The 18,435-nt window shown below is 71.4% G+C and carries 17 protein-coding genes; 7 read left to right on the top strand and 10 right to left on the bottom strand.

What is annotated here, in order from left to right; translation table 11 throughout:
- The 4 genes from C1I97_RS12990 to C1I97_RS12975 all read right to left on the bottom strand — a co-directional run.
- On the bottom strand, nt 1-2,226 hold a 2,226-nt coding region (locus C1I97_RS12990), incomplete at its 3' end, for an RNaseH domain-containing protein (RefSeq protein WP_146608207.1).
- Entirely contained in the window at nt 2,223-5,591 is a 3,369-nt protein-coding gene (locus C1I97_RS12985) for a hypothetical protein (RefSeq protein WP_146608206.1), read from the bottom strand. The genes C1I97_RS12985 and C1I97_RS12990, both read right to left, overlap by 4 nt.
- A complete protein-coding gene (locus C1I97_RS12980; protein ID WP_146608205.1) occupies nt 5,588-6,781 on the bottom strand; it encodes a restriction endonuclease-related protein in 1,194 nt (397 codons plus the stop codon). The genes C1I97_RS12985 and C1I97_RS12980 overlap by 4 nt, the downstream gene beginning before the upstream one ends.
- Before the next feature lie 582 nt (nt 6,782-7,363).
- Entirely contained in the window at nt 7,364-8,128 is a 765-nt protein-coding gene (locus tag C1I97_RS12975; RefSeq protein ID WP_181446702.1) for a hypothetical protein, read from the bottom strand.
- Nucleotides 8,129-8,442: 314 nt separating this feature from the next.
- Here C1I97_RS12975 and C1I97_RS39250 point away from each other — a divergent pair, with 314 nt between their 5' ends.
- The 3 genes from C1I97_RS39250 (at nt 8,443) to C1I97_RS12955 (ending at nt 10,861) form a co-directional block, all read left to right on the top strand.
- On the top strand, nt 8,443-8,736 hold the full coding sequence (locus C1I97_RS39250; RefSeq protein ID WP_146608204.1) for a hypothetical protein: 294 nt from the start codon (nt 8,443-8,445) through the stop codon (nt 8,734-8,736).
- 264 nt (nt 8,737-9,000) lie between these two features.
- Complete coding sequence (locus tag C1I97_RS12960) at nt 9,001-10,401, top strand: HEPN domain-containing protein (protein ID WP_181446701.1); 1,401 nt, start codon at nt 9,001-9,003, stop codon at nt 10,399-10,401.
- 277 nt (nt 10,402-10,678) lie between these two features.
- On the top strand, nt 10,679-10,861 hold the full coding sequence (locus C1I97_RS12955; RefSeq protein WP_441349110.1) for a hypothetical protein: 183 nt from the start codon (nt 10,679-10,681) through the stop codon (nt 10,859-10,861).
- Between the two features lie 135 nt (nt 10,862-10,996).
- Here C1I97_RS12955 and C1I97_RS12950 read toward each other — a convergent pair whose 3' ends face one another.
- The 5 genes from C1I97_RS12950 to C1I97_RS12930 form a co-directional block, all read right to left on the bottom strand.
- Nucleotides 10,997-11,764: an SDR family NAD(P)-dependent oxidoreductase gene (locus C1I97_RS12950; protein WP_111003362.1), complete on the bottom strand. Its 768-nt coding sequence runs from the start codon at nt 11,762-11,764 to the stop codon at nt 10,997-10,999.
- A 44-nt stretch (nt 11,765-11,808) separates the two neighbouring features.
- Nucleotides 11,809-13,071, bottom strand: a complete 1,263-nt coding sequence (locus C1I97_RS12945; RefSeq protein WP_111003361.1) for an MFS transporter — start codon at nt 13,069-13,071, stop codon at nt 11,809-11,811.
- 34 nt (nt 13,072-13,105) lie between these two features.
- Complete coding sequence (locus C1I97_RS12940; protein ID WP_111003360.1) at nt 13,106-13,453, bottom strand: cyclophilin-like fold protein; 348 nt, start codon at nt 13,451-13,453, stop codon at nt 13,106-13,108.
- Nucleotides 13,454-13,708: 255 nt separating this feature from the next.
- Nucleotides 13,709-14,119 carry a (R)-mandelonitrile lyase gene (locus tag C1I97_RS12935; RefSeq protein ID WP_111003359.1) on the bottom strand — a complete coding sequence of 137 codons (411 nt, stop codon included), beginning with the start codon at nt 14,117-14,119 and terminating at the stop codon, nt 13,709-13,711.
- A gap of 39 nt (nt 14,120-14,158) precedes the next feature.
- Entirely contained in the window at nt 14,159-15,175 is a 1,017-nt protein-coding gene (locus C1I97_RS12930) for a zinc-dependent alcohol dehydrogenase family protein (RefSeq protein WP_181446700.1), read from the bottom strand.
- Between the two features lie 212 nt (nt 15,176-15,387).
- On the opposite strand from C1I97_RS12930, the gene C1I97_RS12925 reads away from it, so the two are divergent.
- Nucleotides 15,388-16,269 carry a helix-turn-helix transcriptional regulator gene (locus C1I97_RS12925; RefSeq protein WP_111003357.1) on the top strand — a complete coding sequence of 294 codons (882 nt, stop codon included), beginning with the start codon at nt 15,388-15,390 and terminating at the stop codon, nt 16,267-16,269.
- Between the two features lie 107 nt (nt 16,270-16,376).
- On the opposite strand, the gene C1I97_RS41400 is transcribed toward C1I97_RS12925, so the two are convergent.
- Nucleotides 16,377-16,988 carry a hypothetical protein gene (locus C1I97_RS41400; RefSeq protein ID WP_258382544.1) on the bottom strand — a complete coding sequence of 204 codons (612 nt, stop codon included), beginning with the start codon at nt 16,986-16,988 and terminating at the stop codon, nt 16,377-16,379.
- On the opposite strand from C1I97_RS41400, the gene C1I97_RS39860 reads away from it, so the two are divergent.
- The 3 genes from C1I97_RS39860 to C1I97_RS12910 all read left to right on the top strand — a co-directional run bounded on the left by C1I97_RS39860 (nt 16,920) and on the right by C1I97_RS12910 (nt 18,324).
- Entirely contained in the window at nt 16,920-17,222 is a 303-nt protein-coding gene (locus tag C1I97_RS39860; RefSeq protein WP_181446703.1) for a hypothetical protein, read from the top strand. The genes C1I97_RS41400 and C1I97_RS39860 overlap by 69 nt on opposite strands.
- A gap of 686 nt (nt 17,223-17,908) precedes the next feature.
- A complete protein-coding gene (locus C1I97_RS12915; protein ID WP_111003356.1) occupies nt 17,909-18,145 on the top strand; it encodes a hypothetical protein in 237 nt (78 codons plus the stop codon).
- On the top strand, nt 18,145-18,324 hold the full coding sequence (locus C1I97_RS12910) for a hypothetical protein (RefSeq protein ID WP_111003355.1): 180 nt from the start codon (nt 18,145-18,147) through the stop codon (nt 18,322-18,324). Before C1I97_RS12915 ends, C1I97_RS12910 begins: the two co-directional genes overlap by 1 nt.
- Nucleotides 18,325-18,435 lie beyond the last annotated feature (111 nt).

Below are 18,435 nucleotides of genomic sequence, written 5' to 3'. Positions count from 1 at the left end.
GGGGAGGCTGTGGCCGGGCAGCCAGGACGCCGGCCGGGGCATGCCGGGCGGCGGGTCCTGGCCCAGGGCTTCGTCGGTGAGGCCCGCCCAGATGTACTCGGCGGCGTCGCCGTCGACGTAGAGCACCGCGGGGGCTGGTGCGGGGAGTTGGGTGCGGGTGGCGATGAGGGCCTGCTCGACGATGTCCGCGCCGGCGCGGGCCTGGAGTGTCTCGTCCGCGGCGGCGCGGTATCCGCTGACGTCCCAGGCGAGGTCGGCGGCGTGCAGCGCGGTGGTGGCCGGGCTGTGGGGCTGCCACTGCCCGGCCTGGGGGCTGTAGGCCCAGACCTGCCAGGGGGCGTTCTTTCCGCCGGTGGGGCGCATGGCGGTGAGGGTTGCGGTGATCGGTGCCGGTTCGGTGGTGCGGCGCTTGCCGGGGGTGCGGCGCTGGGCGTGGCGGCGGACGTGGATGCCGATGTGCCACCAGTTCTCGAGCGGCAGTTTGCCGAACGCGGCACCGAGGCGGTGGTCGGTGGCGCCGACGCCGCTGAGGATCTCGCGCAGCACGTTCGCGGTCGAGTTGTCGAGGCCGCTCTGGCGGGAGGCGACCTTCTTCGCGCGGTACTTCTCGTTGTAGGGCTTGCCCTCCCGGGTGTGGGTGGGGACCGGCGGCGGGGCCTGCTTGATGTACTGGGAGGTCGCTGCGAGGCGCGCGAGAGCCTGCTTGGAGGGCCACTTGCCGTCCTCGGCCTCGGCCTTTTCGCGGGCTTCGACGCTCGGGTACCAGCGCTCGGGGTCCCAGTCGGTCTCGCAGATCGCTGCGACGAGCGTGTCCTTGCGGGTGTGGGGGGCGAGCATCTGCGCCAGGTCCCGCTCGCGTTCCGCGCTGGTGCGCGGTCCGTGGCCGAGGGCACTGGCCTTGTCGTGGAGGAAGACGACCTCGATACGCCCGCCGACGGCGGGTTCGACGACGCCTTCGACGGCCTTCCAGTCTTCGCCGGGGCCCCATTGGGCGGCGATCGCGGCCTTCACCCGGGCGCGGACCTCGTCGGTGCTCCACAGGACGGGGACGAGGAGGGTGCCCACGCCGGCGGCGTCCAGGGCGGCGGGGATCCGTTCGAGGGGGATCGGTCCGCTGACGCGTGAGCCGCTCTCGGTGGGCGGCACCTTGATGCCGGGGACCTCGATGAAGACGGGGCTGCGGTGGCTGTACTTCTCGCACCGGGTGTCGATGGCCTCCTCGACGCGGCGGAAGAACTCCATGCCGTGTCCGCGGCCCAGGCCGGGGGTGCGGACGCTGGCCGGGGCGACGGCCCAGACCGGCCCCGGGGCGGTGTCGGCCAGGGCGTCGTCGGCGAGGTGCTCGGGGAAGGGCGGCACGTTCGCGCTCAGGCGGGGCAGGGCGGCTAGGCGGCGGCTGGCGGCGACCGCAGGGACGTTCAGGCGGCGCTTCCACGGCGGGCCGTCGGTGGCCGCGGCGACGACGAGCGGCTGGTCGGGGTTGGCCAGCAGGACGGTGGCGACACCCTTCCAGGAGGTGGCGAGGAGGGTGGTGGTGGCGTTCACGGTCAGCGCGTGGCGCCGGGAGTGCCCGCTGGCGGCGGTGCCGATGGTGATACGGGGCAGCAGGTGGCGCACGGTGCCCTTGCGGTCGGGTTCGGCGGGCAGTTCGTGGCCGATCGCGGCCAGGCGGCCGTCGGTGCACAGGGCGAAACGGACGGGGGCGCCGTTGTTGCGGGGCCACTCGAGGGCGGCGAGTTCCTCGGCCAGGCGCCAGCGGGCGAGTTCGCCCGGCCACCAGCCGCGCGAGCGCTTGCCGGCGCTCGGCGGCGGGGGCAGGACGGCGGAGCGGGGCTCGGCCCGGGCGAGGAGTTCGGCCAGCTGTTCGCCGATGCGCCGGCCGTCGGGGCCGGGGACCACGGCTTCGGCCCAGTAGCGGAACACGTCGCGCCGGTCCTCGGCGCTGATCGGCGCCGCGCACAGGAGTTCGTAGCAGCCGTCGTTCCACTGCCAGCGCGCCCAGGTGCCCGCCGCCGCGCGCAGGACACACTCCAGCGCCCGGTAGGGCGGCTGCACGTCCAGACCGGTGCCGACGTTGCGCTTGTACTCGCGCGAGAGCTCCATGGCCAGGTCCATGACGGGGGCGTCGGGCCGGTAGGCGATTACCTCGCCCAGGTCGGCGGGAGCGGTGCGGAACTGCAGCAGGCGGGCCTGCTTGCGGGCGACGCTGTCGAGCGGGCGACTCATGCGTACTCTCCCAGGTAGGCGTCAAAGCCCGCGCGCAGCGCGGGGAGCAGGTGCTGGGCGTGGGCGTACTCGGCGATTTCCTCGATGGTGTGGCCGTAAGAAGCGCCGAGCTGGGCGAGGTCGTCCTGCGGGGACTGCTCGAGCAGCCCGCGGATCAGGGTGGGCAGGTCGGATCCCCAGGTGGGGTCGTGGAAGGCGCCGTCGATGAAGTGGAGCTCGACGTGGGTCTGCCCGCGGCGTCCGCGGCCTGCCAACTGGACGCTCTGCCCGAGGAGGGTGGCGACGAGTTCGTACTTCAGCTCGTCGGGCAGGGCGGAGAAGCGCTTGGGCGCGTTGAGGTTCAGGCGCAGGTGCGCGTCGGCCGCCGCGCGGGCCCGGGCCAGGACGGCGGCGGGGTCGTCACCGGGCACGGTGTCACGCCAAGCCCGGGCGGCGACACTGGCCGCCAGCACCGCCGGGTCGTCGGCCGGCATGACCGGCCGCACGCCCATGGCGATCAGGGTGATGGCCGACACGGCGACGCCCTCGAACACGGTCAGCACGTTCAAGCCTCGCTCGGTGCGCGGCAGCGGCGAGATGAGCACCTCGCCGTCGAGGTCCGCCAGCTCCGCGAAACGGTCGCGGGTGAGCTGGCCGATCGCGTCGCAGACCGGCGGCAGAGAGAGGTCGGGGGTGTCCGCGACGGCGACGTAGATCCGCAGCCGCCGCCCGAGGGCGAGCGCGGTGTCGTACAGGGTCTGGGCGAACAGGCGGGCCTGCCGGTAGGAGTTGACGGTGATCAGGGCCCGCGCGCGATGCCGGGTGCGCGCCTCCGCGGCAAGCCGGTCCAGGTCGCGCACCAGGCCCGGTGCGTAGCCGGCGGCCAGTGAGATGACCCGCTGGTCGCGTTCGCGGTAGGGGGTGCTGCCGACGGCCAAGAGCTTTCCGTCGGCGACGGGGGTGCTGTTGAAGATGGTCAGACCATCGCGGAGGGTGTCGGGCATCGCCCAGTCGGGGCGAGCGAGCAGGTGGGTGCGTGCCGCGCCCGGCATGAAGCCGGTGGCGGACATGCCCAGGACAGTACGCTGGCGGCCGCTCAGGGCGAGGGAGACGATGCTGCCGAGGAACTGCGTCTCGGTGTGGGGGTCGGCGCGCAGCACCTCCATCTTCAAACTCGCATGGGCACCCGGATCGTCCAGCCCCTCGAAGCGGAACCCGCCCAGCTGGCGGCCCAGCGGCCCGAACGGGACGACGGTGCCGGCGCCCTGGTGGCCGATCGCGTCGGCGAGCTCGGAGGCCGCGTCGATGCCGTGCCCGGCGAGTTCGCCGGCCCTGTCCGTCAGGTTGAACATCGTGTGGACGATGGCCGTCAGCCACGTCTTCATCATCAGCGCGTGCAAGACGCCCGCGGTGACCTCGGTGCGCGTGAGCGCCCGCACCGGCTCCGGCCGGTCGAGCCCGCGCTGCGTCGGCACCGTGGACTCGGCAGGTGCTCCGTCGGCTCCGCCCCCGGCAGCGCAGAAGGCGGGCAGCGCGGCGGAGACGATCTCCCGCAGTTCGTCCTTGAAGGGGGCAAGCTGCCACTCCTCGCCCTCGTCGATCGTGAGCATCCGCTCCAGCACGCTGGGGACGGGCAGCAGCCGATCCGGCAGGACGGCGCAGGAAGGGCGGTCGCCCGGCCGGGTGGCCACGCGCGGGAGCAAGGCCTGCAGACAGTCGGCCTGCTCGGCGGTGGCCGCAGCATCAGGGTCCACCCCGATCAGGTTCTCCAGCAGATGCCGGTCCCACTGATGGGGCTGATACCAGCGCTTGCGGTCCTGCAGGACCTGCCGCGTCCGGCGCGGGTCCTGCCCGCGGGCCAGGGCCCGCGCCTGGGCGACCTCGGTGCAGACCTCCTCCCCGGCCACCAGGTCGAGCAGCTGCTCGGCCAGGAACACCGCCCGGGTCAGGGGCCGGCGCACGGCCACCGCCAGCCGCGGCGGCGCCTGGTGCAGGCTGTCGCGAATGCGCCGCAGCACCGTGGTTGGGCGGGAGCGGGACGCGAGCTCCAGCACGCCGCACTCGTCGAACCCCCGCGCCTGGTAGGCGTCGACCTCGTCGACGACCACATAGGACGCCAGGCGCAGAAGGAACTCCCGCACGCTGATGCTGTTGCGGACCTCCCCGTCGACCTCCACCGGAACCTTGATCTTCCCGGACTGGAAGCAGGCGTGGGTGGTCACAATGATCCTGGCCGTCGTCGCGGCCTCGACGTGGGAGAACTTCCCGCAGGACGACACATACGGGCACAGCGCCCGCTCCGGCTGGCCGAAAGCATCCGACGCCGCGACCGTGCACGGCTCCCTGCCGGCCTCGAAGGTGTCGCGTCCCTCGAGCTGCGCCTGCGCGGCGCACCCGTAGGCGGAGTTGTTGACGAGGAAGTCGATACTCGCCGAGGCCTGCGCCAGCGGCACGCCGGTGCCCTCCAGCTTCGCGGCGGAGCGCAGCGCGAAGTTGTACCGGCTGTTGGGGGCGATGAACGGCGTGACTGTCTCCTCGACGCCCGCCGCCCGCAGCTCCTGCTGCAAGGTGGAGGCCTCGCCGTAGACGTCGCCGTTGTCGCTGACCACCAGCACGGTGGTGCGGCCCAGGCCCGCCTGCTGGATCGCCAGCCCCCGGCCGAAGACGTTCTTGCCCACGCCCGGGGGCGCACTCAGCAGGTGCATCCGGCCCGGCGGCAGGACGACGGGTTCCAAGGGGCGCTGCCCGCCACCGATGGTCCCGCGCAGCAGCAGCGCAATCTGCTTCTCGCGGAAGGCCGGGCCCTTCATGTCCTGGTCGGTGTCCCGACTCTGCCAGCCGAGCTCATCGGCGCCCACCACCAACTCCACCGACGGCGCGGTCACGACCCGAGGCGGCCTGTACACCCCCTGCTCGTCGGGGAAAGCGAGCTGGATCCGCCCACGCGATGTCGGCGTCGACCAGCCCGATCCGCTCGCGACCCGCAGCAGCCGCCGACGCCTGGCCGGCGCGAGCAGGCGTTCGGCGACGTCCGAAGGGTCCTGCCCGTGAGCCGGCAGCACTTCAAGCGCCCGCCCCCGCTCGCTGTACCCGAGCGCGTAGAGAGCGGGCAGCGGGTCGTCCGCGTCCGGGGTGTGGAAGACGTCGTAGACGGTCCGTTCGACGTGGTGCAGTAGCGCCTCCCCCCGATGGCGGGTGCCCAACAACGCGCCGAGGCGCTTCTTGTCCGCCTCCGACCACTGCTCCCAGCCCGCCACGGCACGCGGCGCGTGCCCGCTCAGCAGGACATGGGCGTCCGCGACGCGCACCACCTGCCGCCCGTCGCGAAACCGGGCGGGAAGAAGATACTCGGCCAAGGCCAGAGCCCCGGCAAGCGTCCTGCTCACGCCCCCTCCACCTCCGTCACCAGGTCGGCATCGGTCAGCACGCGCGCCCCGCTGCCCCGCACCACCCGGCGCAGCAGCGGCAAGTACCCCCGCAGGTGCTCAGGCACCACGAAGCACAGCTCGCCGGGCCCCTCAGGATCCTCGCGCAGCTTCTGGGCCAGCCCGTACGGGTCGGCCCAGGTCTTGACGTCGACACGCCACGCCCTGGACCGGCCGGGACGAGTGACATGCAGGTCATAGGCGTCGCCGAACGGCCACAGCCGCACCTCCGCGCCCAAGGCGACCAGCCGGTCGCGCAGCTCGACCTCCAGCAGGCCCGGGAGCGTCACCCACAGCCACAGGGCGTAGGGCAACGCCACGTAGCCCTCCACGGGCAGCAGCTCCGGCACGGTGCGCAGTTCGCCGCACGGGGCCAGGCGCCAGCCCTCCACCGCAGTCGGCTCGGCCCGGTACCGGGCGCCCAGCAGGCTGTGGCGCTCGTCCTCGCACTCGACGTCCACCACGCCGTTGGGGCGGTAGGTGGCCCGCATCGTCCATCTGCACATCGGACACGCTGCCCACAGGCCGCCGAACTGCCGCATCGGGGAGATACCGGTGTACGCGCCCAGCTCGACCAACGCGGTGTTCCGGGACAAATCGCGCCGTGTCAGGACGGGCGTGCGGACCATCGCCTCCCGGCCCCGGGTGTACGCCTCGAAGCCGGCGGACCCCAGCGCGCGGAAGACGGCGTGCTGGACGGTCTCGCCAGAGATCCGCGACAGCCCGGTACTCACCGGCAGCATCCCCACCGCCCGCAGCAGGCTGTGCAGATGGCGGATGTCGGCACCGATCCCCGGGGCCTGGTGGCCGTGCTCAGAGGCCTCCACCGCGAGCCGGTGCAGCGCCGAGCTGGGCATGCCGTCGTCATCGAGCAGCCACAGCTTGCCGAGCACTGATCCCTGGGGTCGTCCCGGCAGAAGGTCGGCCACCCGGCTTCCGCGGAGCCGACGGGCGAACACGTCGTACGACGGTGCCTGCTCAAGGACCCCGAACGAGCGCACGTAGCGACCATGGCACTCCATCAGCAGCCGCATCCGCCCCTGTGCCTCGCCCTCACTGCTGCTCAAGGCCAGCGCCGCGACCACGCAGGCATCGAGCGCTGCGCGCTGGTGCTCGTCGAGTTCTTGAACGGCCGCTGCCGTCCCGGCCACCACCGACACCCCGGTCCCCCCCGCACCGCATCGAGCCCATGCCACAACCTCAACCCCTCCGCCCCGTGGGAGGGCACGGGAGTTCGGGGCCCTTCCCTCGATCCGGTGATCCCGGTCCGACGTGCGCGGTGCGGTGGTCTTCCGGACGGACTCGTGTCCGGCTGCCTCCGGATCGGGCCAACAGCGTCGTGCCCCCAACAGCGCTCCGCATGCGACGCGGAAGGAAGTGCACCGACGAGCGCTGGCAGGAGACCACGCGGTCTTCGTGGCCGGGGGAGTGGGACCGGCTGTGCGGGCCGTGCGCGACGGAGGCCGCCGACCGCGCGAAGGCTGAGCGCGTCGCGCGCCGCCAGGCGCAGGAGACCGAACGCGCGGCGGCCAGGTCGCCCGTTGAGCGAGGCCGAGGTGCTCAGCGAGATTGATCGATGTCGCAGAGATTGGCCGAGTGTTTCCTCAATCGGCCCTGCACTCCCGAAGCTGCCGCGCAGCGACAGGTACTCTCAGGGCAGAGGGGCTTCGGCTGGGAGGCACACCATCGTGTCTGCGCGCGCTGCGGCCACAATCGCTCCCGGAGCGTCCGGCCTACCCGAGCGGGGTGTTCGCGCCGGTGAGGTCTTCGACCACGCCGGGGTCGAGCTCCGCGGCACGATGCAGCAGGCGCATCCGCTGCGCGGGGGTCAGGCCCAGCGCGTCGTCGAAGGCGAGGCGTTCCAGTGCGGCGGCGACGTAGCCGGGCGCGGCTGCGGCCAGGGCCTGGCGCATGGCCTCGTCGGAAACGTCTGCCGCGGGTAGGCCGGCGGCGTAGTGCGCGGCGATGCAGTAAGTCTCGACCGCCCGCGTGTTGATCCGCTGCAGAGCGGCCTGCGTGTTGACGTCACCCTGGTCGACATGCAGGACGAGGTCCACCTGGTCGCGGCCGTCGGCGGCTGCGGTCATCGGTCGGAGACTAGACGCAGCGGGCCGCTCGGGGGCGGCCTCCTGTACCACCTCGGAGGCCGGGGCGTCCTTGGGCGTGCGGCGCAGCTTCTCCTTGAACCGGCGCGCCCCGTCCCTGACGTACGGGATGGCGGCCTCCAAGGCGGCGACCGTCACGGCGTGCGCGACGTCCACCGCGATGTTGGTGGCGCAGTTGACGAGGAGGTTCCTTAGGCCGTCCCTGTAGCCGTCGTCGTACCGGTCGTCGGCGTCGAAGAGTTCGGCCTGGGCGACGAGCGAGTTGTCCCGGTCATTGCGGGCGGTAGCGCGCATCCCGCCGGAGGAGGCGCGGGAACGGTCGAGGTGGGTGCCGGCGGGGTACACGGCCCACACCAGCTTGCGATTCGGCTGCGGCCGTTGGTAGTTCGACATGACGGAACTGTAGGGGGCCGCACCGACAGCGCGGCGGTGAAGGCGGTTACGCGAGGTCAGCACCTCGACGGCCGCCGAACTCCACCGTGCCGGGATCGGGCACCGGCTCGGCTTCGCCACCGAGATTCCGCACCGGCTCGCGGACGGGTACGTGCAGCGGGCGGACCTCGTGGTGCGGGCACCGATGGCGGGGGTTCCTGTGCTGCTGCTGGAGATCGACCGCCGTACCGAGGGACGCGCACGACCTGGTTACCAGGCTGCGCCGGTACTGGGAGTGGGGCCGGCTACTGCCACAGGACGCGGACAAGCACACCGTGGACCTGGTCCGCTCGCGGCCGGACGCGATCGAGGATGTCGGCCATGAGAAGCGGCTGTGGCGGCGGGTCTACCCGCCGACCGGCCGGGAGGGCCTGGTGCTACTCGCGTTCGTGTTCGCGGACACCACCGAGGCGAAGGTCGCCAACACGGTCGCCGTGCTGGAGAAGGCAGGCCGCCGCTACTGGGCTCCGCGCCGGGACCGGAGCCTCTACCGCGAGGGGGTACGGCGAAGGACTACAGCCAGGCGGTGCCCGTCGTCAGTTACCACCGGGAGGGCGAGCAGACGCTGACAGCCGCGCTCGATAACCCCGACGGCGATGCCCTCTTCCGCGACCAGGAGGCCCACGCCGACGCGGAGGACAAGCGGCGCCGTACCGCTGAGCGGGAGGCGCAGCGCCCTGTGTGCCAGCGGGGCGATTCAAGATCAGGGGCAGGACGATCCTGGGCGCACCCCGGGGAACGGCGACAGGGCGCGTGGAGTTGTTGGCACAGGCCGGTCTCGAAGTGGAGAAGGCAGCTAAGCAGGTGGCGGGGGTGCGCTAGTTTCGTGCCGCATGGAAGATACCTCCCAGCTGCGTCAGGCCGTCCTTACCTGGCTCGAGCAGGCGTGCGGCCTGCCCTCGATACCCCAGGACATCACCGACGTGGCGCTCGCGGCGCGGCCGGAATGGGAGGCCCTGAGTAACGCGGTGGTCCTGGCGGCGCCGATATCGGATCACCGTGACCTGTACGGCAAGCTCACCGGTGACTGGCTGCCCCGATGGCCCGTGCTTTTGGGCGCATCAGGACTGGGCGACGCGACCCGTCTGATCGCCCAGGGGACGGCGGTACCGGTGGAAGAGGTCGCGGACAACTTCGTCGCCTTCTGCACGGCACCCGCACCGGGCGTGGAGGACTGGCTGCTGCTGACCGGCGACCTCCCCGAAGGGACACGGATCCCGCTGGGCCGCTACACCCTGCAGACCTTCACCGCCAACGAACTGGCGCAGTTGGGCCCCATGCCTGCCCTCCACGGCCTCCAGCCGGGCGGCCTCGACCTCGGTCTCCTGGCCGGCGCACCGTTCGTCCACGCCCCGAACCCCGACCGCATGCCGGACCGCAGAGGCACCCACTGGTTCGACTTCACCGGCCCGCGGCCGGAAGCCCGGCACTGGAGGGCTCTGCTGCCCCTGATCCTGTGGAGCGACGACCTGCTGCATGTCGACGCCGTGTTCAACGTCGAGCGCGGCCGGTACTTCGAACTGAACCAAAACCACGTGCCCACCACCCTTCAGACCTACCCGGACCGCTACGGGTCCCCAGAAGAATTCGAAGTCCGCGCGACAGGCAGCTTCTACCTCGCCTCGGCCGATCTCCCGCGGATGCAGGCCTTCTGTTCCGCAGTGACAGCAAAGATCGATGCCGTCATGGACGGCGCCACCAGCGGCCGGAGCCTGCCCAGGAAACGCGCCCGGCGCCTCGAGCGAGCCGCCCGGCACCTGCTGCAGGCCTACCAGCGCACCCACAGCGACACCGGAGTATGGGAGCAAGAGGCCGACGAACTGCACCTGGACTACGTCATCGCGCTCGAAGCCCTGATGGCCAGCCCCAACGACAAGCACGAGGGCATCAGCGAAAAGATCCGGACCCGCACAGCTGCCCTGTTCCCCACCCCACGCCTGCGCGAGCTCGTCAAGAGCGCAGTGCAGAAGGCGTACAGCACGCGCTCCAAATACGTACACGGAGACCTGCTCATAGACCAGGAGGAGAGCGAGAAGCTGGCCGAGCTGCGTGAACTCAGGCTGATCATGCGGCAGGTTGTCCTGCGCTGGCTCATCCTCACTCCCTGCGACACTGAAGACCTCGCACCTCGACTTGACGCCGCAGCCGACTGCACCAGCTGCAAACGCGCCATCGACGAGCCCCTGCGCGCCTTCTTTGAAGAAACCCCGCCACAGGACGACATCCGGGCCTGAGACAGCGAAGAGACCGCTGGCCGTCCTGCGCGACCTCGCCGCATGCCGTAGTCGCCTCTGCGCACCCGGGCCTGTCAGCGCCGCTCAGAGCTGAGGCGAGGCCGAGACGGGATCTGCGATGTGTCGGGTTTGTGTCAGTGGAGTGGCTGGCAGCCGCCGGCGGCTGCTTTCGTCGTCTTTTCGCTGGTCCCGGTGGGGGTGAGTGACTTTCCGCTGCTGATGCGGGGGTGACACGGGCAGCGGGTCTCCCTGTCACGGCGCGGTATATCCCCTGGTGGTGCACTGCCACGAGGCCGAGATATCGCACCTGGAACTCCAGGAGGCCGGAGCGACGGAGGAAGACCTGCATCCGATCGTCGCTGAGGCCATCACCGAGTCGTATTTCACGGAATGGGGCACCCGGGCCGATGGCCTGCGCGCGGATTTCACGCACGTCCAATCCATAGATTTCCGGTTCTGACACGGTGGAATTCCGGGCCTGCTATAAAACGAATCGTGAGCCGAGGCACGATAGTTGTCATGTAGGCAAGCTTCTTGTCACTGACGTAGTGGAGTTCAGCCCATCCCGAACGCACCGCCGAGCTGCGCCGGGTGATTACTGGGCGGTGTAGCCGCCGTCGACGGGGAGCGCGACGCCGATGACGAAGCCGGCGCCGGGGCTGCACAGCCACAGGACGGCCTGGGCGATTTCTTCAGCGGTGCCGAGCCGGTTGATGGGCTGGCCTGCTTCGGCTTCGGTGCGGTCGAGTTCTCCCTTGGCGATCATGTCGCTGACCATGGGGGTGTCGATGGTGCCGGGGCAGATGGCGTTGATGCGGATGCCGCGCGGGGCGTATTCGAGGGCGGCGCTGGTGGTCAGGCCGATCACGCCGTGCTTGGAGGAGTGGTAAGAGGCGCGGCCGGGGAGGCCGACGAGACCTCCGAGGGAGGAGCAGTTGACGATGGCGCCGCTGCCCTGGGCGCGCATGTGCCGCAGCTCATGCTTCATGGACGCCCATACGCCACGCAGGTTGATGGCGTGGACGCGGTCGAACTGGTCTGCGCCTTCGTCGGCGGCGTCGGCGGGTGGGATCTGGATGCCGGCGTTGTTGTAGGCCATGTCGAGACGGCCGAACGTAGCCACCGTGCGGTCGACGGCCGCGGCGACCTGGTCCTCGTCGGTGACGTCGCAGACCAAGGCGAGGGCCTGGTGCCCGGCGTCGGTGAGATCCTTGGCCGCCTCGTGCACCGCGGCCTCGTTGACGTCGGCGAGTGCAACGGCGGCGCCGGAGGTGGCGAAGGCGCGGGCGGCGGCCAGGCCCATGCCGGAGCTGGCGCCGGTGACGAAGGCGACCTGGCCGGTGAAGTCGTAGGTGGGGTTCACGGGGTTTCCTCCTGGTGGACGGGGTGCCAGATGGCCGGGCGGATTCAGGACCGCGTCGATGTCGCTTCGGTGCTCTGCCGGGGTGCCGGGATCTGAGCGTCGGGGGTGTTCTGGGTGACGATCCGGGTCGTCCCCCGCTGGGCGGCGGTGGCCAGGGCGATCAGCGGCAGCAGGGTCAGGCCCGTGAAGAGGGCGCCGATCAGCGCGGGGCCGGTCACGCCGAGAGAGGAGGCCAGGGCCTGGCCGGCAAGCGCGGAGCCGGCGGCGATGCCGGTGTTGTAGGCGGACGTGGTCAGCGCCGAGGTCAGGGTGGGCGCGTCACCGGCGAAGCGGACCGCGAGGGCGGTGACGACCGGGTTGATCGTGAACCCGGTCAGGGCCATCAGGAAGATCAGGGCGACGGCAACGGCCGGAGTGGTGGACAGCGGGACCAGCGCGAGCAGGGCCAGCGCGGTCGCCGCGGCGGCCGGGATCGTCGTGGCCATCGGGCGCCGGTCGCCGAACCGGCCGCCGATCGCGGTGCCGCCCAGCGCGCCGGCGCCGAAGGCGACCAGGACCAGCGGCACGGCGCCGGCCGGGATGTCGGCCCGGTCGGTCAGCAGCGGGGTGATGTACGTGTAGGTCGCCAGGACGCCGCCCATGATCAGGACGGCCGCGGCCAGCACCAGCCACAGCCGGCCCTGGCGCAGCGCCCGGATCTCGCCGCGGACGGACACCTGGGCGCGCTGCGGGGTGCGGGGCAGGAAGCGGCCGATGACGGCGGCGGCCAGGGCGGCGAGGGCGGCCAGGGCCCAGAACAGTCCGCGCCAGCCGGTGACGTGTCCGGCCAGGGAGCCGGCGGGGACGCCGACGACGTTGGCCAGGGTCAGGCCGCCCATCATCACGCTCACGGCCCGGGTGGCGTTCGCCGGTCCGGCGGCGGCGGTGGCGATGACGAAGCCGACGGCCCAGAACGCCCCAGTGGCCAGTGCGGTGACGAAACGGGCGGCCAGGACGACGGTGAAGGAGCTGGTGAGGGCCGCGAGGATGTGACCGGCGGCGAAGACCGTCAGGGCGAGGACGAGGGTGAGGCGCTGGGGCAGGCGCAGGGTGGCCAGGGCCATGGTCGGCCCGCCGAGGATCATGCCGACGGCGAAGGCCGTGACGAGCAGTCCGGCGTGGGAGACGCTGGTGCCCAGGTCGGGGGCGATGTCCGGGAGGATCCCGGCGATGACGAACTCGGTGGTGCCCATCAGGAAGGTGCCGGCCGCGAGCATCCACACGACGAAGGGCAGCTTGCCCGGCGCCAGAGCGGCGGGGTGGGGCATGCAGAACTTCTTTCCAGGCTTGGAGAAGGGGTGGTCAGGTGGCGGGCTCGATGGTGATCCGCTCGGTCCTGACCAGCTGCTCGACGGGGGCGTCGAGGTGGCCGAGGATCAGCAGGTCGGCCGAGGGGGCAGGGCCGTCCTGGTAGAAGATGGCCAGGTTGCCCCATGGCGCGTAGTAGGCCAGGCCGCCTGCCTTGGCCGCGGACGGCTGGGGGGCGCCGTCGGTGGTGAGCTTGCGCGGCGGATAGCCGATCCGCTTCGTGCCGTGGAAGTCCTCCAGCTTCAACGTGAGCGGCAGCAGGCCGGCCAGGTCGCGGGCGGCGGGGCTGTCGTTCAGGGTGCCGTCGGCCTTATGGCCGTCGACCGTCAGGCGAATGCGCATGGCGTTGCTCCTGTCGGACGGTGCGGATGTCTTGCGCGTCGTAGCCGACGGGTGCGGGGACGGCGCAGCAGGCGGCGGCTGATCGTTGCAGGCCGTCATGGGCCAGACCAGGACGGCGAGCAGGACAGTGCGAAGGACGGCGCGAAGCACGGGCCTGTCTCTCCAAACTCCGCTGGGTCGGATGAGCTGCCGGACCGCGCACGCGGCAGTGCCGGGGATAGGCGCTGGCAGGGCGTGGTGGCGCGGCGCCGGGTTTCAGCCGGTGGCTGGGGCGGCTGCGTACTCCTCGTCGGTGACGGGGGTCAGCCAGTGCACGACGGCGTGGTCGGCGTCGCCCTCGTTGATGGCCACATGCACCATCAGCCGGTTCGGGGCGGCGCCGTGCCAGTGCTCCTCGTCGGCCTCGAACAGGACGCGGTCGCCGGGCCGGATGATCTCCACCGGTCCGCCGCGGCGCTGGCACAGACCGACGCCCTCGGTGACGAAGACGGTCTGGCCCAGCGGGTGGCGGTGCCAGTGGGTGCGGGCGCCGGGCATGAAGTGCACCAGGGAGGCGGTGACCCGGGACGGCTCGGGCGCGGCGGCGACGGCGTCGATGTAGACGTCGCCGGTGAACCAGTCGGCCGGGCCCTTGACGGTGTCGATCGAGCTGCGGGTGATCTGCACGAAAGCTCCTTGTACGGGTGGCGGGGTAAGGGCGGCAGGTCAGGGCTTGAGGAGGGTCTTGATGGCGCGGCGCTCGTCCATGGCCCTGTAGCCCTCGGCGACCTGGTCCAGGGGCAGGGTGAGGTCGAAGACCTTGCCCGGGTCGATCCGGCACTCAAGGACGCGGTGGATCAGGTCGGGCAGGTAGCGGCGTACGGGGGCGGGTCCGCCGCGCAGGCCGACGTGGGAGAAGAACAGCTCCTGCCCGTCGATCGCGACCTCATGGGGGACGCCGACAAAGCCGACGTTGCCACCGGGCCGGGCCGAGTGCAGGGCCTGGCTCATGGCCTCGGCGGTGCCGACGCACTCTAGGACAGAGTCGGCGCCGATCCCGTTCGTCATCTCCTTGATCCTCTCGACACCCTCCTCACCGCGCTCGGTGACGATGTCGGTGGCGCCGAACTCCCGGGCGAGCTTCTGTCGCGTCTCGTGCCGCGACATGGCGATGATCCGCTCCGCGCCCATCTCCTTGGCCGCGATCACGCCGCATAGGCCGACCGCGCCGTCGCCGACGACCACGGCGGTCGTACCGGGCTTCACCTCGGCGGCGTCGGCAGCCCACCAGCCGGTGCCCATGACGTCGGACACGGCCAGCAGACCGTGCCAGATCTTCTCGTCCGGCACCTCATCGGTGGCAACCAGGGTCCCCTGGGCGTTAGGGATGCGGACGTATTCGGCCTGGCAGGTGGACATAAACTCGCGGTGCAGGCAGTTCGACTGGAAGCCGTTCTTGCAGTTCGCGCAGGTGTTGTCGGAGGTCGCGAAGGAGCCGACGACGAACTGGCCCGGCTTCACCGAGGTGACTGCGGAGCCGACCTCCTCCACGAAGCCGACGTACTCGTGGCCCATCGGGTGCGGGTCACCGATCGGCTCGGCACCGCGGTAGGGCCACAGGTCCGAGCCGCACACGCAGGTCACGGCCGTACGGATGACGGCGTCGGTCGGCTTGAGGATCTTCGCGTCCTCCACGGTCTCGAAGCGGACGTCGCCGGGAGCGTAGATCATTGCTCCGCGCATGAGAGAGGTTCCTTTGCTTGCCGAGGCGTGCGATCCCGGATGCCGGGACCGTCGCCGAGTGCAGGGCCAGGTGCAAGATCCCGTCGTGATGACCGGGCGGAAAGCACCACGTCATCCAGGTAACCCGCTCTTCGCACCCGTAGCGAGACACCATCAAGGGGTGTACTGCCAGTACATCCCTGTGGACACGGGCGGGACGTACCGTCGAAAGCGTGGACAACCAAGCAGAGGTCCGCGAGTTCCTCACCTCGCGGCGAGCGAAGATCACCCCCGAGCAGGCCGGCCTGCCCTCCGGGAACCGCCGGCGCGTGCCGGGCCTGCGCCGCAGCGAGGTCGCCGCCCTGGCCGATGTGAGCGTGGAGTACTACGCGAAGCTCGAGCGCGGCAACCTCGCCGGCGTCTCCCCTGCCGTACTCGAAGCCGTCGCCCGCGCCCTTCAACTCGACGACGCCGAACGCGCCCACCTGCTGAACCTGGCGCAGGCCGCGGACGGCTCCAACGCGCTCACCCGGCCTCGTCGCCGCACCACCCGGACCTGGACCGCACACCGGAGCCTGCAGTGGGTCCTGGACGCCGTCACCGCCGGTCCGGCCTTCGTCCGCAACGGCCGCATGGACCTCCTCGCCACCAACCAGCTCGCTCGCGCCTTCTACGACGACGTCTACGCCACGGTCGGCAACCAGGCCAACCTGGCCCGCTTTCAGTTCCTCGACCCCGCCTCGCGCCGCTTCTACCCCGACTGGGACCAGGCCGCCGACATCGCCGTCGCCATCCTGCGCACCGAAGCCGGCCGCAACCCCCACGACAAGGACCTCCACGACCTCGTCGGCGAGTTGTCCACCCGCAGCGACGACTTCCGCACCCGCTGGGGCGCCCACAACGTCCGCCACCACGGCACCGGCACCAAACGCTTCCATCACCACGCTGTCGGCGACCTCACCCTCGCCTACGAGGGCCTGGAAATGGCAGCCGAACCCGGCCTCACCCTCACCATCTACACCGCCGAACCCGGCTCACCCTCCGAGGAAGGCCTACGCCTGCTCGCCTCATGGGCGGCCACACCCCAGCCCCTCACACCACACTCCGGCGGCTGACACCGCGCGCCAGAGCAGCGGGCCTCCCGCCACTCTGTGAACCTGCTTCGGCGGTGCCACTTCGCCAGCTCACTCGGCTCCGCAGGTGACAACTCCTGAGCTTCGGCTCAATCCGACGGGCCGTCGTACAGCGCTCTGGCGGCGGCCCGCTCCGAAATCCGCACCACGAAAACGAGGCCGACGATGACCACGCCCTGGACGCCCCAGCGCAGCGCCCGCCGTCCGCTCGTCCCGCGCGTCACCGCGCCGCGCGAGCCGGTTGCTCCCGCCCGCATCGGCCAGCGCGTCGTCCGGCGCCGGGCGAAGGGCATGGACGCCGGCGCCATCGCGGCGGCCCTCGAGGAGGCGCGGTTCGACGCGCGGCAGACTCGCGGCACGAGGACCTGGCCGATGACGTCCGCGGCCGGGCGGAGCTCGCGGAGTGGGAGCGCCTCGCTCAGCTGCTCGCCGCCGCCGCGCCGGGCACCGTCTACGACCCGGATGTCGACGACGTCGTCCAGGCCGAGCTCGCTGCCGATGCCGCGGCCGCCGCCGAACGCGAGGCCGCCGTCCGCGAGGCGCAGCGGATCGCCGCCCGCGCCGACGAGCTCCAGGCGCTGCGCGAGCTCGGCACGCTGGGGCAGGCCGAGCCCCGCGAGGGGGACGAAGCCGTGCGCGACGAACTGACCCGGCGAGCCGGTGGGTACGTCCAGGCCGACGTCGACGCCTGGCTCGCCCACGCCCTGGCCGCGCACCTCGGGCACTACCGCGACCCGGCCGTCCGCGAGGCCGCCGCCGGTCTTCTCCCGCCGTCGGTCCTCGCGCACGCCGCGCTGCTCGCCGAACTCGCCCACCTGGTCCCCGGCGCCGGCATCGACCAGTTGGCGTTCGCGGCCCGGCTCTCCACCACCGAACCCGAAGCCGCCGGAGCCCTCGCCGCGTTCCTCGCTCGCGCCCGCTCCGAGGCGAGCTGACCTCTCTCGGTGTCCGGTGACAACAGACTCGGACCGTCTGCCAATCAAGTTGGACCGCCAAAGGCCTTCGGGCGACGTCACCTTGTTCAATCGTGCCGTGGCTCCTCGTTGTCCCCCGTCATCCGTTCACCTCGCTGCGTGGCGCGGCGTCGTAAGAGCATGGCCGGCCTGATCGACAGGTAGACGATCGAGAACATCACGCAGCGAGGAACTAGATCGGAGCCCCACGCTCTGTTCGTCAGAAGAGTCGTGGTGGCACCTGCCGCAACGCCCAGGACGACCGGCATTCCCACCCACATCCACCAGCGCCTCATCCCCGGCGGATACCCCAGGTAAGCAGTCCTGCTTCGGTGACAATCGGTCCAACTTCGATGCCGGAGGACACTCGGGCCGTGTCACGCTGACAGAGAGTGAGCGTGACAGGGGTGTCACGCTCCCCCGGAAAAGTGTCACGTCAGGTGTCACGCCGCCGCGAATACGTGCCTGTTTGTCCGTTTCTCGGAGCCCGTAGGGGCCTCCAGGCTGGATTTCGAGCGGGGGAGCGTGACAGCCGGGAGCCGGGCTCACGCGCGCCCGGGAGCAGTACGGAACGTAGTCGCGGGCCGGGTTCTTCCGGAGTGCTCCCCGGCCCGGTTGCCCGGCGATACCGTGGTGAGACCCGCCAGTTCTGCCCTCTGGAGCCCTCGATGAGCGAACAGCCGGCCCCCGCCGACACCGCCGCCCGGCAGCAGCTGGAGCCTGCGGCCGCCGACGCGGTGCGCGCGTACGCGGCCAAGACCCGCGCCGACGCCGACCGGTTCGCCGCCGTGCTGGAGGACATCGCCACCAACGGCCTGCCCTCGGTGGAGGACTGCACGCCGTGGGAGGAGCTGCGCGAGGCCCACCTCGCCCGCCTCGCTCGCCAGCGCCCAGCCGTCGCTTGATGGCCCCGCAGCACGGCCCGCGCCGCGCCCGGATCGCGTTCTCCGACTCCGCCGCGAAGCAGCTGGAGAACCTGACCAGCGAGGCGGAGATCCACGCCCTGGTCGTCATCTCCGTCGACCCCGACATCGGCGAGCCGATCCCCGGCGACACCGCCGGCCCCCAGTGCGAATCTGAATGAGGGTGTCACTGGTTCTGCGGTGGGTGTCACTGGGTGGCTGCGGGCGTCTGGTCTGGGGTGATGCAGCGGGTGGTGTCATCGGGGTGATGCGCTGTTGGTGACACGGGGATG

Origin of the sequence: Streptomyces sp. NTH33 (assembly GCF_003236365.1) — a bacterium.
In the GTDB taxonomy this organism is placed as follows: domain Bacteria; phylum Actinomycetota; class Actinomycetes; order Streptomycetales; family Streptomycetaceae; genus Streptomyces.
Note: the sequence above shows the minus strand (reverse complement) of the source record. Positions and strands in the feature narration are given on the sequence as shown.